General features: G+C 42.0%; 10 protein-coding genes. All 10 read left to right on the top strand.

Annotation, left to right across the window (positions count from 1 at the left end):
* The first annotated feature begins 13 nt into the window (after nt 1-13).
* The 10 genes from P2W72_RS02495 (at nt 14) to P2W72_RS02450 (ending at nt 15,279) form a co-directional block, all read left to right on the top strand.
* Nucleotides 14-2,083, top strand: coding sequence for an acetylxylan esterase (locus tag P2W72_RS02495; RefSeq protein ID WP_276359300.1), 2,070 nt, complete (start codon nt 14-16; stop codon nt 2,081-2,083).
* A gap of 19 nt (nt 2,084-2,102) precedes the next feature.
* On the top strand, nt 2,103-4,181 hold the full coding sequence (locus P2W72_RS02490) for an acetylxylan esterase (RefSeq protein WP_276359299.1): 2,079 nt from the start codon (nt 2,103-2,105) through the stop codon (nt 4,179-4,181).
* Nucleotides 4,182-4,360: 179 nt separating this feature from the next.
* Nucleotides 4,361-5,809: a Gfo/Idh/MocA family oxidoreductase gene (locus P2W72_RS02485; RefSeq protein ID WP_276359298.1), complete on the top strand. Its 1,449-nt coding sequence runs from the start codon at nt 4,361-4,363 to the stop codon at nt 5,807-5,809.
* Between the two features lie 37 nt (nt 5,810-5,846).
* Complete coding sequence (locus tag P2W72_RS02480) at nt 5,847-6,767, top strand: sugar phosphate isomerase/epimerase family protein (RefSeq protein WP_276359297.1); 921 nt, start codon at nt 5,847-5,849, stop codon at nt 6,765-6,767.
* Between the two features lie 32 nt (nt 6,768-6,799).
* Nucleotides 6,800-8,164 (top strand): Gfo/Idh/MocA family oxidoreductase, encoded by a 1,365-nt coding sequence (locus tag P2W72_RS02475; protein WP_276359296.1) that lies wholly within the window; start codon nt 6,800-6,802, stop codon nt 8,162-8,164.
* 51 nt (nt 8,165-8,215) lie between these two features.
* Nucleotides 8,216-9,274 (top strand): PmoA family protein, encoded by a 1,059-nt coding sequence (locus P2W72_RS02470; protein WP_276359295.1) that lies wholly within the window; start codon nt 8,216-8,218, stop codon nt 9,272-9,274.
* A gap of 15 nt (nt 9,275-9,289) precedes the next feature.
* Nucleotides 9,290-10,654: a membrane dipeptidase gene (locus P2W72_RS02465; RefSeq protein WP_276359294.1), complete on the top strand. Its 1,365-nt coding sequence runs from the start codon at nt 9,290-9,292 to the stop codon at nt 10,652-10,654.
* 452 nt (nt 10,655-11,106) lie between these two features.
* A complete protein-coding gene (locus P2W72_RS02460) occupies nt 11,107-12,150 on the top strand; it encodes a Gfo/Idh/MocA family oxidoreductase (protein WP_276359293.1) in 1,044 nt (347 codons plus the stop codon).
* 519 nt (nt 12,151-12,669) lie between these two features.
* Nucleotides 12,670-13,116 (top strand): IS200/IS605 family transposase, encoded by a 447-nt coding sequence (gene tnpA / locus P2W72_RS02455; protein ID WP_276359292.1) that lies wholly within the window; start codon nt 12,670-12,672, stop codon nt 13,114-13,116.
* Between the two features lie 870 nt (nt 13,117-13,986).
* Nucleotides 13,987-15,279 (top strand): hypothetical protein, encoded by a 1,293-nt coding sequence (locus P2W72_RS02450; protein WP_276359291.1) that lies wholly within the window; start codon nt 13,987-13,989, stop codon nt 15,277-15,279.
* Nucleotides 15,280-15,299: the final 20 nt, after the last annotated feature.

Here is a 15,299-nt window from a genome sequence, read left to right as displayed (position 1 = left end):
AACAGCGCCGCGAATGAATGGATTTAAAATATTTTACATTTTCTTTTTAGTCATAAATATCCGTTTTTTAGCAGTAAGTGCACCGCAGGCGGAATATTTTAATGAGTATACTTTCATTACAGACAGTCTTCCATCTGTTTTGACCAGAAATCATGCTGATCTGCTTGAGAGCAGGCTTAGAAGTCAGGCGATTCTGAAATTCGGGACTCATCAATTGCCTGATAATGCAAAGGAGTGGGAAACATACCGGTTGGGGCTAAGAAAGAACATTATACAGAAGACGGGCCTCATTATAAACCATGATCTGCCTTTGGATATAAAGGAGACGGGCTCAGTTCAGATGAAAGGGTACAGAATTAAGAACATTTCCTTTCAAACACGTCCGGGAGTTTATGCCACTGCAAATTTATATGTTCCTGAAGGCAAAGGGCCATTTCCTGCTGTAATTGTTATGCATGGCCACTGGCCCGGGGGGCGTTTATATCAGTCTTTTCAGGCAATTGGTCAAAGTTTAGCTCTTAATGGTTATGTATGTCTTAATATCGATGCCTGGGGAGCCGGTGAGAGGACCCCAATACATGGAAAAGATGAATATCATGGAGCCAACCTGGGAGCTTCCCTTCTGAATATCGGCGAGTCTCTGGCAGGTGTTCAGATCTCTGATAATATGCGTGGAGTGGATTTACTCAGCTCACTTCCCTATGTTGATCCTAAAAATATAGGCGCAACCGGAGCCAGTGGCGGGGGTAACCAAACGATGTGGCTGGCAGCGATAGACGAGCGCATTAAAGCTGCTCTGCCGGTAGTTAGTGTAGGTACTTTTGAGTCGTGTGTGATGCGTTCCAACTGCATTTGCGAGCTGTTGCCGGATGGACTGACCTTTACTGAGGAAGCAGGAGTTCTTGGTCTGGTTGCTCCGCGGGCGATCAAGATGTCTAACATTATTGTTGATAATCCCACTTTTCTATCTTCTGAAATGCTCAGAAGCTTTAACAATACCAAACCGGTCTTTAAAATGCTTGGTGCAGAAAATAATATAAGCAATCTTGTTTTAGATAAAACCCATGGCTATTGGCCCGAGAACCGGGAAGTGATGCTTGGATGGTTTGACCTTCACCTGAAAGGTATTGGAACAGGAGCTCCTAAAAAAGAAATTCCATTTGAAACTTTGCCAAATCAACAACTCATGGTTTACCCGATCGGTAAACGTGATCCTGCCGTCATTACTACGGCAGCTTACTGTGAAAAGCGAGGAAAAGAACTAAGATCAGCCTTCTTGAGTGCAGGCTCAGTTGATGCATCTGAGAAGCAAATGGAATTACGGAATATCTTACGGATCAATGAGCGTTCAGGACTGAGGAAAGTACATCAGTATACCAGTGATGGAGGCTGGGACCGCCTGGCTTTGGAAAGCTCTGATGATAAGCTGATTCCGGTATTACACATGGCTCCGGCTAACAAATCTTTGGGATATGTCATCATCAGCAATCCCGGGGGGAAGAAAGCGATTTCAGCGGAACTGATTGCTGAATTGAAGAAAAAAGGTCAGGGCATTGTTATTGCAGATTTATCAGGCACGGGGGAGGCATCATCCACAAAAGAAAATACAGGGAACAGGAGCATGATGCTGCATACGCAGTCTCGGTCTGAGTTATGGCTTGGGAAAACGATTTTAGGAGAATGGGTAAAGGAACTTGGGGTGCTTAGTGAATTCCTCAGGGCAAAGTATCATGCTCAGAAGGTGAGTATGGACGGCAGCAAAGAGTCAGGTCTTGCAGGTTTGTTTTTAGCAGCTACGGGAGGGAATGTGGATGAAATTATTCTTCGGGATGCTCCACTGAGTTACCAGTTTGATAGTCAGGGTTCGGTAGATTTTTTCAGTATGGGTATCCACCTTCCTGGATTTCTTAACTGGGGAGATGTATCGCTGGCAGCTGCGCTGAGCGGTAAGAATGTCAGGATGATAAATCCGTTAACGATGTCGGGCGGTAAGATAAGTGAAGAGGAGTTAAGATCATACCAGCAGGAGTTTAAGAAGCTACGAATGATATCCAATCAGCGGGGAGAGACCATTTTCAATTAAATTAATAAAGCGTTAAAATATGAAGAACAATCGCAGAGATTTTATAAAACTTGCCGGTATTGGTCTGACAGGAGCAAGTATTATACCAGCTTATGCAAAACAAGTTGAAGTACAGGGTGTTATCGTTGCTGATAATGTTTCTTCATTAAGTCCGCTTAACCGTTTTCCCCGAATGGTACAGGAATATTTCGTAGGACGTTTCCGGGAAATAGAGCAGGTGTCTGAGAAACGGCGTGCCAGCCTTCATACCAAAAGTGATGCAGAAGCTTATGTCCGTGAAGTTCGGTCTAAAATTCAGAAATGTTTTGGTCCATGGCCTGAAAAAACGCCATTGAATGCCCGTATTACAGGGACAATAGACCGTGATGCGTATAAAATTGAAAAAATAATTTTTGATAGCCGTCCCGGATTTCCTGTGACAGCAAACCTTTATATACCTAAAGACCGGAAGTTTCCGCTACCTGCCGTTGTTGGCACCTGTGGCCATGGAGATCCGGGTAAGGCTACTCCCATCTATCAATCTTTTGCTCAGGGTCTGGCAAGAAAGGGTTATGTAGTTTTAATTTTTGACCCGATCGGGCAGGGAGAGCGGGTTCAATACCTTTCCTCTGATCTTAAGCCGCGCCGGGGTATTGGTGTTCCTGAGCATAATTATGCAGGCAGCCAGATGGTCCTTTGCGGAGAATCTTTAAGTTCATGGTTTACCTGGGATGCTATAAGATGTGTCGACTATTTGCTTACAAGGCCTGAGGTAGATGCAAAGCAAATTGGTGTTACCGGAAATTCAGGAGGAGGCACCCAGGCAACATGGTTATGTGGTGTTGAATCCCGGCTTAGTATGGCAGCACCCAGCTGTTTTATTGTTGGTTTCGGCCAGAATCTTCAAAATGAATTGCCTGCTGATATTGAACAATGCCCGCCCGCAGCCATAAGCATGGGATTGGACCATTCGGATTTTATTGCCGCTATGGCTCCTAAGCCGGTTATTATTTTAGATCAGGAGAAAGATTACTTTGATGTAAGAGGTGCAGAAATATCCCTGAAAAGGATGAAGCATCTCTACAAATTGCTGGGGGCCGAACAAAATGCCAATCTTTTTATTGGTCCTGAATACCACGGATACTCGCAGCACAATCGTGAAGCAATGTACGAATGGTTTAACAAGGCAACTAAAAGTACGGCCATAAAAGCAGAACCGGCCTTAACCCTGGAGGAAGAAGGGTCACTTTGGTGTATTGCACAAGGACAGGCAGGCGCATCTGAAGCCCGGACAGTCTTTTCATTTACAAAAGAGTTATCTGAATCATTGAAAAAGAACAGGCGCCCTCTGGATGCAGAATCTTTGAAAAAAGCGGTTGCAGCAGTATTAAAGTTCCCGCAGTCTATAGGGGCACCGAACTTTCGTATTTTACGCCCGGTGTCTGACCGCCTTTATCCTCAAAAATTTTCCGCTACCTACGCATTAGAAACAGAACCGGGGATCCTGACTGTAGTTTACAGGTTAAGCGACAAAGTGCTTCTTTCCCGCCCACCCGTTGGTTTAAAGCGGGCCATATTATATGTTTCCCACCATTCGGCCGACGATGAGCTTCGTAATGATGCTTCAGTTAGAGAACTGATCCTTAACGAACCCAACTCTGCAGTTTTTGCCTGTGATGTAAGAGGTATCGGAGAATCCAAACCTAATACATGCGGTGATAACTTCGGGAAACCATATGGGAATGATTATTTCTATGCCGCTCAGAGCAATATGTTTAACTATCCTTATGTGGGACAAAAGACATATGATGTTCTGCGGGTTATTGATTGGCTACGATCATACGGACATACAGAAATACATCTGATAGCAAAAGGATGGGGAGCGGTCCCGGCCACTTTTGCCGGACTATTATCGGACTCTGTGGCACAAATAACTTTAAAAAATGCGCTTACAAGCTATGCAGATATTGCTGAAAATGAAGAATATAACTGGCCTCTTTCAACATTACTTCCCGGAGTACTGAAAGATTTTGATCTGCCCGACTGTTACCGCGTACTTGCCTCTAAAAATTTGCGGCAAATAGATCCCTGGAATCATACAGCTAACGGAAACGGATAGTTATTTAAAGATCAAAAATTAGTTTAGAAATTATTTAAATATACTCAAGATGAAACCATCATGATTTTACCAAAACCCGCAGGGGTATGATTATTAAATCATGATCGCCCTACCGTAGGTAGGTAGGCCTGCCTACCGGCAGGTAGATTCATCACCTTTAAAAAGCAAATAATAAACGGATGAAAAATAAACGTAGAGATTTTTTAAAACTTACAGGCATGGCCGGACTTACTGTTGCCGGTGCCGGTGCATTTAGTGGCTTTGCTGCTGAACCTGAAAACAATACTCAATCTGCTCTTGATCAGGAAAAACATGTTCAGCATTTTAACATGTCGGGCTATGCTGCACCAAAGTTAGATGTAGTTAGAATTGGTTTTATTGGTTTAGGAAACAGGGGGCCGGCGCATCTTACTCAGGTAAGCATATTAGAGGGTGTTGATATTAAGGCATTATGTGATCTGCGACCTGAAAGGTTAGATTCAGCGAAAAAACGAATTGAGAAATCCGGTTTCAAACCTGATACTTATACGGGCAAGGATGACTGGAAGAAAGTATGTGAGAGGAAAGATATTGACCTGATCTATATAGCAACTCCATGGGAACTGCATACCCCTATGGCACTGTATGCGATGAATCAGGGCAAACATGTTTGTATAGAAGTGCCCGCTGCAAAAACCATCAAGGAATGCTGGCAATTGGTGGAAACTTCAGAACGGACCAGAAAGCATTGTATGATGATGGAAAATGCCTGCTATGGTTTTTATGAACTTTTGATGTTGAATCTGGCGAGGGAGGGATTCTTTGGTGAAATTATACATGGCGAGGGGGCATATATTCATCACCTGCTTTATGGTCATTTCTCTAAGGATAAATATTATAATTTATGGCGCTTAAAAGAAAATATAGGCAGAAATGGTAATTTATATCCAACGCATGGCCTGGGACCAATTGCACAGGTGATGAATATTAACCGTGGAGATAAATTGGATTTTCTGGTTTCGGTTTCGGGTAATGATTTCATGATGAATGATCTGGCTAAAAAGCTTGCAGCCAAAGATGATTTTTATAAAGATTTTGTAGATAAGCCTTTCAGGGGTAGTATGAATACCAGTACTATACGTACCAGTATGGGACGTACCATTATGCTGCAGCATGATGTTACCGCACCCCGGCCTAAATCTGATGGATATGTAATCAGCGGAACCAAAGCTACTGCGATTCAGTTTCCGGTTGAGAAAATTTCTATTGCCCGTGAAGCTACTCCGGAGACATGGAGAGGATCTGATGCACAAACATGGATTACAGATGATGAATATAAAGCATTAGAAAAAAAGTATGAGCCGAATATTGTTAAAAAACTTGGTGAAATTGCCAGAGAAGTAGGTGCTCATGGAGGTGGTGATTTTTTAATGGACTGGCGTACAATTGATTGTCTCCGTAATGGTCTGCCGCTTGATCAGGATGTATATGATGCCGCTTTATGGAGCTCCATTGGCCCATTAACAGAATGGTCTGTTGCAAATCAGGCTACAATAAAGATCCCTGATTTTACTGTGGGATCCTGGAAAACGAATAAACCGCTTGATATAACCATTGCAATGGGTGGAAATACGAAGGTGAAAATATAATTTTTAGTCTGTGAAATAAATTCTTAAACCCTTTAAAATGACAAAGAGGAGAGATTTCATTAAGAAAGGCTTAATAGGAAGTGCCGGAATAGCGATTGGAGGTATGGGGATTAGTCATGAAACTTATGCCTTAATTACAGACGCTAATGAACCCATCAATCTGCATGCCGCCTCAGACCGGAAGAAACCGCTAATGAAATTTGGTCTGGTCACCTATCAGTGGGGGAAAGACTGGGATTTACCCACTCTTATTTCAAATTGTGAAAAAACCGGTTTTCAGTCAGTTGAGCTTCGTACTCAGCATGCACACGGGGTTGAGACCAGCCTGAGTGCTGCACAGCGTGCCGAGGTAAAAAAGAGATTTGCCAACAGTCCGGTTACCTGTGTAGGATATGGATCAAACTTCGAGTATCATAGCCCTGATCAGGCTAAACTACGTGAGAATATTGAACAGACCAAAGAATATATCAAACTCTGTAAAGATATTGGAGCTACCGGGATAAAAGTGAAACCTAATAATCTGCCTCCCGAAGTGCCAGAGGAAAAGACTATTGCACAGATTGCTGCTTCACTGAACGATGTGGGTAAATTTGCCGGGGATTACGGCCTTTTGGTAAGAGTTGAAGCACATGGACCCCGGACTCAGGAACTGCCTAATATGAAAGCAATTTTTGACCAGGTAACTGAACCAAATGTTAAGATCTGCTGGAACAGCAACTCTGTTGATCTGAATCCTCCGGGACTTGAAGGCAACTTCAATCTTGTAAAACGGTGGATTGGCGATACGGTACATGTCCGCGAACTGAATCTCAATGATTATTCTTACCAGCAACTCTTTAAACTCCTTGCAGGGATAGATTTTAATGGGTGGATACTTCTCGAAGCCAGTTCAATGCCAACTGATAAGATAGCTGCCATGAAAGAGCAATTAGCAATTTTTAAGGAGTTAATCAATTAATCAATATTTCATCAATCTAAAACGCTATTAAAATGACTCAAAGAAGAGATTTTATTAAAAAAAGCCTGATAGGAAGTGCCGGAATAGCAATAGGCGGCATGGGTTTCAGCGCTAAATCCTATGGATCTATTATAGGTGCGAATGACCGGATTAATGTGGCGATAATTGGTATTCGCGGCCGTGGGGTTTCCCATATCAATGCCTGGTGTGACATGAAAACCAGCCACAATGTGCGCATAAAAACCCTTTGTGATACAGATGAACAATTTTTTGAACCACGTTCGAAAACGGTCTTTGATAAAACCGGTATCAAGCCTTTAACAGAATGGGATATGCGTAAAGTTCTGGATGATAAGGAAATTGATGCTGTATCATTTGCCACACCGAATCATTGGCATGCGCTTGGAACCATCTGGGCCTGTCAGGCAGGAAAGCATGTGTATGTTGAAAAACCAGCATCCCATAATATCTGGGAAGGCAGAAAGATGATTGAAGCTTCGCGTAAGTATGATAGACGTATTCAGGTTGGCTTTCAGAACCGTTCTATACCAAATGTTATGGAGGCAATGAAATTTCTTCATGATGGTGGTATAGGCAATGTCCATATGGCGCGCGGCCTGTGCATCAAACCGCGGGATTCATTTGGCATTGCTAAAGACAGTGCTCCCCCTGCCAGCCTTCATTATGATCGTTGGTTAGGTCCGGCTCCGTATCGTGCCTACAACGAAAAACGTGGTCATTACAATTGGCACTGGTTCTGGGATACCGGTAATGGTGATACCGGAAATCAGGGTCCTCACCAGTTTGATGTGGCCCGTTGGGGGCTCAATAAAAATGAACATCCGGTATCAGTCTTCTCTTCGGGTGGTATATATGGTATTGACCGGACTCAATGTGAGCAGGAAACTCCAAATACTCAAATCACCATAGCTAAATATAACGATGGTAAAATCCTTGAATTTGAAACCAGGGGAAGATATTCTAATGCTGAATCAGGCCTTGGTATTAAGATTGGGAATATTTTTTATGGCAGCGATGGCTATCTTGAGATTGACGGAGATACCTGGAAAGCTTACCGCAAACAGGAGAAAGAACCTTTTGCAGGATCAAAAGCAGTAGGTACAGCAGAGGCAGCTTCCCTTACCGGCTCAAGCAACACAGAGCATTTTATTAATTTTCTTGATGCGATTAAATCCGGCAAAGATGAAACACTCCATTGCGATATCAGTGAAGGCCATTATTCATCGGCAGTGCCCTTTTTAGCTAATATCTCATATCGCCTGGGACGCGAATTGAAGTTTATGGGCGATTATGAAAAATTTGCAAATGACCCGGAGGCTGATATCATGTTAAGCCGCAGATACCGCAGTCCGTATGTGGTTCCATCAGAAGTTTAATTCATGAATGAATTCTAAAGATTATTTATCCTGTTTAAAAAAATGTAAAAGATGAAATTAACTTCGATACTGGCATTATCTGTCATTCTGGCAACAACCTGTGAGTCTATCGCTCAAAAGCAAGCTCCGAACAGTCAGAAATCAACAATCAAATTTGTTAAACATGAAGCTGATAAAAAGGTTGATGTAATGATTGACGGAAAGTTCTTTACTTCTTACTGGTGGCCGGATACTGTTTATAAGCCGATACTTTATCCTTTGCTTACCGCTTCAGGAACTCCTGTTACGCGCGGATTTCCTATAAAACCACGTGAAGGTGAACGGCGTGACCATATTCATCAGGTGGGTAACTGGTTAAACTATGGTAACGTAAATGGCCTTGATTTCTGGGGTAATGGTTCAGAAGGAAAAAGGAATGTGAATGGCGGACAAATAAAGCATACCGGCATCGAAAAGTTATCGGGTGGAATTGGGGAAGGCTCCATGATTACAACTGCAGACTGGATAGCTCCTGATGGTAAAAGACTTATTGCAGAAAGGACTGAATTTCATTTTATAGCAAAAGGTTCAACCCGTATTATTGACCGGATCACCACCCTGACTTCCGGTAGCGAAGCTGTAACAATGAAAGATACCAAAGAAGGGAGCTTTGGAATTCGTGTAGCCCGCCAGCTTGAACTGCCCTCAAAACAGGATGTTATCCTCACTGATGCCAAGGGCCACCCTACCACTGTGAAAAAAATGTCAAATGAAGGTGTAACCGGAAATTATAGAAGCAGTGAAGGAATTACCGGAGAGGCAATCTGGGGGAAACGTGCAAAATGGATGGATCTGTATGGAAATATTGGCAATGAAAAAATTTCCCTGGTTATTTGCGATCATCCTAAAAACCTCAGCTATCCAACCTACTGGCATGCACGGGGGTATGGATTATTTGCAGCAAATCCTTTTGGTGTGAAGGATTTTACTGAAGGGAAACAGGAGTTGAATTATGTCATTCCGGCGGGGAAATCGCTGACCTTAAGGTACCGGATTGTAATTAGCTCGGGCTCTCATTTAACCGATACTGAGATTAATACTTTCGCTGATAATTTTGCCTCTAAATATTAAATCGGAACTTCTTCAATGGAAAATAAACGAAGGGATTTTTTAAAATTTACGGGTCTTGCCGGACTAACTTTAGCCAGCGACAGGGTACTCGGCGGACTAGCCTCAGAATCTGATGTTTATAAAAAACTGAATCAAAAACCGTCTTTTAGTCAGACTGATTTGAGGAAGCAATTTCAAATAAATGATCAGATTAAAGCGAATTTCGAAATGGCAAAAAATATTCTGAAGCCTACTCAAAAGCAGCTTGAACATGGCTTGGAATTGCATAAAAACTCTTTGGTGATTGACTCCTATGGCTTTATGCCCCGGGCTGCATATGATGGTGCCTTGGTTAACTCTGCTATAAACTCAAAGGCATCCTCTTTGGAAATTCAGGATATGCAGGAAGATATGTCTATGACCCGTTTTGTTCTTGATAAAAAAGAAAGGGAGGAATTTGAAAATGCCTGGGAAGCTTCGGGGGTAACTTGCGTTATTCAGAATGCCGGTGAAGAAGGCAATGAAGTAAAACGATTGCTCAAACGTTTGGCTCATTTTACCTATACCACTGATATGATGAGCGACTTTGTACGGAAGGCTGTAACTCCAGATGATATTATCCGGGCCAAAAAGGAAAATCGTCATGCCCTTTACTTCTCCGGTAATGGAGTTCCTCTGCCTCAGGATTGGATTTCTGTAGAAGATGAATTAAGATATATCAGTATATTCTTCCAGCTGGGAATCAGAATGATGCATCTTACCTACAACCGCAGGAATGTGATTGGCGACGGTTGTGCAGAAAAGGCAAATGGCGGACTAAGTGATTTTGGCAGGGCAGTAGTAAAGGAGATGAACCGTGTTGGAGTGATAGTGGATATTGCTCATTCAGGATGGCAGACAAGTTTGGAAGCTGCCCAGCTTTCAGAACGGCCCATGGTAGCAAGTCACAGTACTATTGCATCCGTTAATAAACATATTCGTTCAAAACCGGATAACGTTATTCGTGCAATAGCAGATACAGGCGGATATATTGGGATTTGCTGTATTCCAAGATTCCTTGGAGGAACAGGGGATATTTCTGCTATGATGAAACATATCGATTACGTGGTTAAAAAATTTGGCAGTGAGCATGTTGCTATTGGAACAGATATTTCATATACTTCTCAATATGCTGCAGAGGAAAATAAAAAAATCTCTTCTCCCCGACCGGGCAGGACTCGATGGGAGGCTCTTTGGCCTGATGATGATTACAGGGAAACGCCGGAAATGGTTCGGAGTATGTCCTGGACTAACTGGCCTCTGTTTACAGTAGGAATGGTTCAAATGGGATATTCGGATGATGTTATTCAGCAGATTCTGAGTGGAAATAGCATAAGGGTAGCAAGGGCGGCACTTTCCTGAGGATTTAAGAATGTAAGGGGAATATATGAATCCTGCATGAGCTTACCGCTCACAAACCGGAATGAATAAGCTCATGCAAGCTTGCCTGCGGTAGCACCCTGTATACACAAATATTGAGATTAAACGAGCAAAAGATGGATTAAAATCGAGTTCTATAACATCATAGAGGATTTAAAGAATTGCAAAAGATATGTATAGAAGGTTCCCGCTTTCGCGGGAATGACAAGGCGATGCGATATATTATAGGAGATTCCGGCCTTCGCCGGAATCTAAATGTACGGTAGTTTCCACTCAGATCCCGGCGAAGGCCGAGATCTCCCCATTAACAATAAAACGTTGTCATTCCGGCGGAGGCCGGAACCTTCATATTAAAAAAATGTGTATACAGGGTAGCTGCGGTAGACAGGCTTCATCCCCCGTATCTGCGGGATTAAAAAACAAATTATATTCTGATGAAAAACTGGAATTTTGGAATAATTGGAACCGGAATGATTGCTGATTTTCATGCAAAAGCAATTCAAGGTATAGAGAATGCTACACTGGCAGGTGTTTGTGGCTCTGATCCGATTAAGGCGGGTAAATTTGCAGAGAAATATAAAACAAAAGCATTTATTAATTATCAGGAAATGCTCCGTTCAGGAGATATTGATATTGTAACAATTGCAACCCCCAGCGGGAATCATATGGAGCCTGCAATAGAGGCTGCACGTTGTGGTAAACATGTGCTATGTGAGAAGCCTCTTGAGATTTCCCTTGAACGTATTGAGAAAATGATTGAGGCCCATGAAAAAGCCGGGACCTCTTTAGGAGGAATATTCAATTATCGTTTTAATGATTCTGTTGCAATTCTAAAGAATGCGATTGATCAGGGTCGTTTTGGGGATCTCAGTTACGCATCTGTACATGTACCCTGGTGGAGAAGTGATGAATATTACCGTAATAACTGGCGTGGAACCTGGAAACTTGATGGTGGAGGGGCTTTAATGAACCAGTCTGTTCATATGATAGATCTCCTTCAACACCTGATGGGTCCCATAGATTCTTTAAGTGGCTTTATAGCAACAAGAGGGCACAATATAGAGGTTGAGGACACTGCAACAGCAATTGTAAAATTCAGAAACGAGGCTTTAGGCGGAATTTATGGTTCCACAGCATCTTTTCCGGGACAGTTTCGCCGTATTGAAATTACAGGGACTCATGGAACTGTAATCATGGTTGAAAATACTTTTACTGTTTGGCAGTTTGCAGATCAGACTGAAGCTGATTCGAAAATTTTGAGCAGGTTTAAAGAAATAAGCGGAGGAGGCGGAGTCTCTGATCCTTCAGCAATCTCGTATTTACCGCATCAAAAAAATATTTCAGCATTTATAGAATCTATTGATTCGGGAACCCCTTTTGAGATCGACGGAAATGAAGCCCGGAAAGCCGTTGAGGTTGTTTTAGCAATTTATACATCTGCCAAAGAAGGAAAGCAAGTTCATTTTAAACACGACTAGTGTCATGTCATAAATACGTTGACGAACACATCGGAATGTTGAGGATGCTAAAATAATGGCTTTTACCTGTGCCGATACCAGTTGCCCCCGGCTAAAGCTGGAGCCTATTGAGCGACTGTACTGGAGTTATTTCATAAATACGTTGACTTTGACGAACACATCGGAACACTAAGGAGGTTTAAATAAAATGGCGGTTTACCTTTGCCGATGAGAGGATGAAATTATTGAAACTTATCCGTCAATTAATGCGTGAGATGACACTGGATTAGGGGTAATTGTAATGATTAAATAAAAATACTGATCGTTGGGATAGCCGTATCGCTGAATAGCCCGGTGCTTTAGCTCCGGGTTAAGATCCGGTTTCCAGATTGGGCTTCAGCCCAAAACCTAAGCGGCCAGAATGGAACAAATACCGGTGCTTCAGCGCCGAAATACCGATAAATAATCCACTTCTACCATTCGCTAACCCGAATTTTTAATATCCTAAAACTTTCAAATATTGTAGTCTAAATCCCTGCAATGTCATTTATCAAAATAATGGTCCACTGTGTTTGGAGCACAAAAAACCGAATCCCATTTCTAAAATCATCGGAATTCCGGAATGAACTATGGGATCACATTCGCCATAATTCGAAAAAGAAGAATATCTATATAGATACCATAAACGGATATGATGAACATTGCCATTGTCTCCTTTCTTTAAAAAACGATCAATGTATTAAGGATGTTCTACAACTAATCAAAGGAGAATCTTCGAGATGGATAAACCTGAGGGGGGGATTTACCAATTCGTTTGCTTCAAAATTTGAATGGCAGGATGAATACCTGGCAATTTCTGTTTCTGAATCAAATTTAGCAATGGTTAGAGAATACATTAAAAATCAGGAAAGGCATCATCAGAAAAAATCATTTGAAGAAGAATATAGGGCTTTTGTTGAAAAACTTGGGTTCAATCAAATTAGATGAGATTCATGTCATATCTATCGGGCTAAAGCCCAATGTAATTTTCCTCACATGTTGTAGAATATTGGGCTGAAGCCCGAAAACGAATAATCTCGTTGACCCCAACCCTAGCTAAAGCTGGAGCCTATTGAGCGACCGTCCTGGTATCATGTCATACATACGTTGAGGAATACATCGGAATGTTGAGGATGCTAAATAATGGCTTTCACTTGTGCTGATACCGGGATAAAATTATTGAAAATTATCCGTCAATGAATGTGTGAGATGACACCGGATTACGGTTAATTGAAATGATTGAATAAAAAATATTGATTATTGGGATAGCCGTAGTGCTGAATAGCCCGGAGCTTTAGCTCCGGGTGGAAATCCGGTTTTCAGATGGGCTTCAGCCCGAAAACGAATAACTCCCATTGACCCTAACCCCGGCTAAAGCCGGAGCCTATTGAGCGACCGTACTGGTGTCATGTCATAAATACTTTGACGAACACATCGGAATACTAAGGAGGCTTAAATAAAATGGCGGTTTACCTGTGCCGATGAGAGGATGAAATTATTGAAAATTATCCGTCAATTGAGGAGTGATATAACGCTAGTTTTAAGCATCTTAAAAAGCTTTTTTTTAATTGACTGGTATATAGCTTGTTGAAGGCAGGTCTGAGCATCTATCTCTGATTGTTATCCTGTCGTAATTGGGCTGGTTCTTAATCTTTGCCCCCGATAACGTTCTCGCTATTTTATTTGGATAATTCATTGTTAATCAGGTTGAAATGGAAGTATATTGCTTTATGATCAGGCTGCAATGTTGCCTGCACATTGATGTCTGAAAGAGAAATACAGGAACAGGAATCTGATATATAATTAGTTAGGTATATAATGAAAAAAGATCGCAGAAATTTTATCAAAGTTGCCGGCATGGCAGGAATAGGGGCTGTTGGCAGTAGTATGTTGACCGGTTTGGCATCTTGTAATGATTCGAAACAAGGTTCAAACTCCCCGATTGCAGATGATGAAAAAATGGATTTAAAGGGTCAAAGTGTTATAGGGCTTTATGGTCCATGGGCAAATTCATTAATTGAAAATAAGGTTCCGCCTTATTCTTTCAGGAATACTAAATGGAATGATCTTGATAAATGGAAAACAGCAGCAAATGAGCGTATTCATGACCGTCTGGGTATTCCTGATATTGGAGGTACTCCTAAAGTGACTGTAAAGAAGCAATACGAATACGATGGTCTTCATATTGAAGAACTTAGCTGGCAATTGCCTTATGGCCGTCCAACTGATGCAATCTTGCTTAAACCTGCAAATGCTAAAGGGAAGCTGCCTGCTATTCTTGCATTTCACGATCATGGTGCGAACAAATATTTTGGTACAAGGAAAATTACAAAGACATCTGATAAGCAGCATCCGGTTATGGAAGCTCATCAGAAAGAGTATTACAGTGGTTTTGCCTGGGCAAATGAAATTGCTAAACGCGGGTATGTGGTTCTTGTATCAGATGCATTTCCATTTGCAAGCCGCAGGGTTATGCTACAGGACGTTCCGGCTAAGCTTCGCAATGGGTTAAATGATCAGAATCCGGAGAGTCCTGAGAACATTAAGACTTATAATGATTGGGCTGCTCAGCATGAGCATACAATGGCTAAATCCTTGTTTAGTGCAGGAACTACCTGGCCGGGAGTCTTTTTTGCTGAGGACCAAAAGGCACTGGATGTATTATGTGCCCGTGAAGATGTAGATACAGACAGGGTAGGTTGTGGTGGTTTATCAGGAGGTGGTATGCGTACAGTGTTTATGGGAGGCCTGGATCCAAGGATTAAATGTGCAGTTTGCGTAGGTTTTATGACAACATGGAAGGATTTTATACTCAATCATTCAGTATCTCATACCTGGATGACCTATGTTCCTGTTCTTCCGAAGGAAATGGACTTTCCTGAAATCCTTGGACTCAGGGTTCCGCTTCCAACATTGGTACTTAATGATTCAGAGGATGAACTATATACGCTTTCTGAAATGCAGAGTGCGGATAAGATCCTAAAAGAAGTATACAAAAAGGCAAATGCAGAAAACAAATTTAAATGCTCATACTATCCGGGACCACATAAGTTTGATAAGAATATGCAAAAGGAGGCTTTCGATTGGTTTGATCAATGGTTAAAAGGGTAATTGTAATCTGGAAATAATTT

This window comes from Daejeonella sp. H1SJ63 (assembly GCF_029360775.1).
Taxonomy (GTDB): Bacteria; Bacteroidota; Bacteroidia; order Sphingobacteriales; family Sphingobacteriaceae; genus Daejeonella.
This window is presented reverse-complemented; position numbering and strand designations above follow the sequence as displayed.

Bases quoted from the DNA above. Each gene is read 5' to 3' on its own strand.
- P2W72_RS02480 (WP_276359297.1), top strand. From the start codon at position 5,847: ATGACAAAGAGGAGAGATTTCATTAAGAAAGGCTTAATAGGAAGTGCC.
- P2W72_RS02460 (WP_276359293.1), top strand. From the start codon at position 11,107: ATGAAAAACTGGAATTTTGGAATAATTGGAACCGGAATGATTGCTGAT.
- P2W72_RS02470 (WP_276359295.1), top strand. From the start codon at position 8,216: ATGAAATTAACTTCGATACTGGCATTATCTGTCATTCTGGCAACAACC.
- P2W72_RS02490 (WP_276359299.1), top strand. From the start codon at position 2,103: ATGAAGAACAATCGCAGAGATTTTATAAAACTTGCCGGTATTGGTCTG.
- P2W72_RS02450 (WP_276359291.1), top strand. From the start codon at position 13,987: ATGAAAAAAGATCGCAGAAATTTTATCAAAGTTGCCGGCATGGCAGGA.
- P2W72_RS02465 (WP_276359294.1), top strand. From the start codon at position 9,290: ATGGAAAATAAACGAAGGGATTTTTTAAAATTTACGGGTCTTGCCGGA.
- P2W72_RS02495 (WP_276359300.1), top strand. From the start codon at position 14: ATGAATGGATTTAAAATATTTTACATTTTCTTTTTAGTCATAAATATC.
- tnpA (WP_276359292.1), top strand. From the start codon at position 12,670: ATGTCATTTATCAAAATAATGGTCCACTGTGTTTGGAGCACAAAAAAC.
- P2W72_RS02485 (WP_276359298.1), top strand. From the start codon at position 4,361: ATGAAAAATAAACGTAGAGATTTTTTAAAACTTACAGGCATGGCCGGA.
- P2W72_RS02475 (WP_276359296.1), top strand. From the start codon at position 6,800: ATGACTCAAAGAAGAGATTTTATTAAAAAAAGCCTGATAGGAAGTGCC.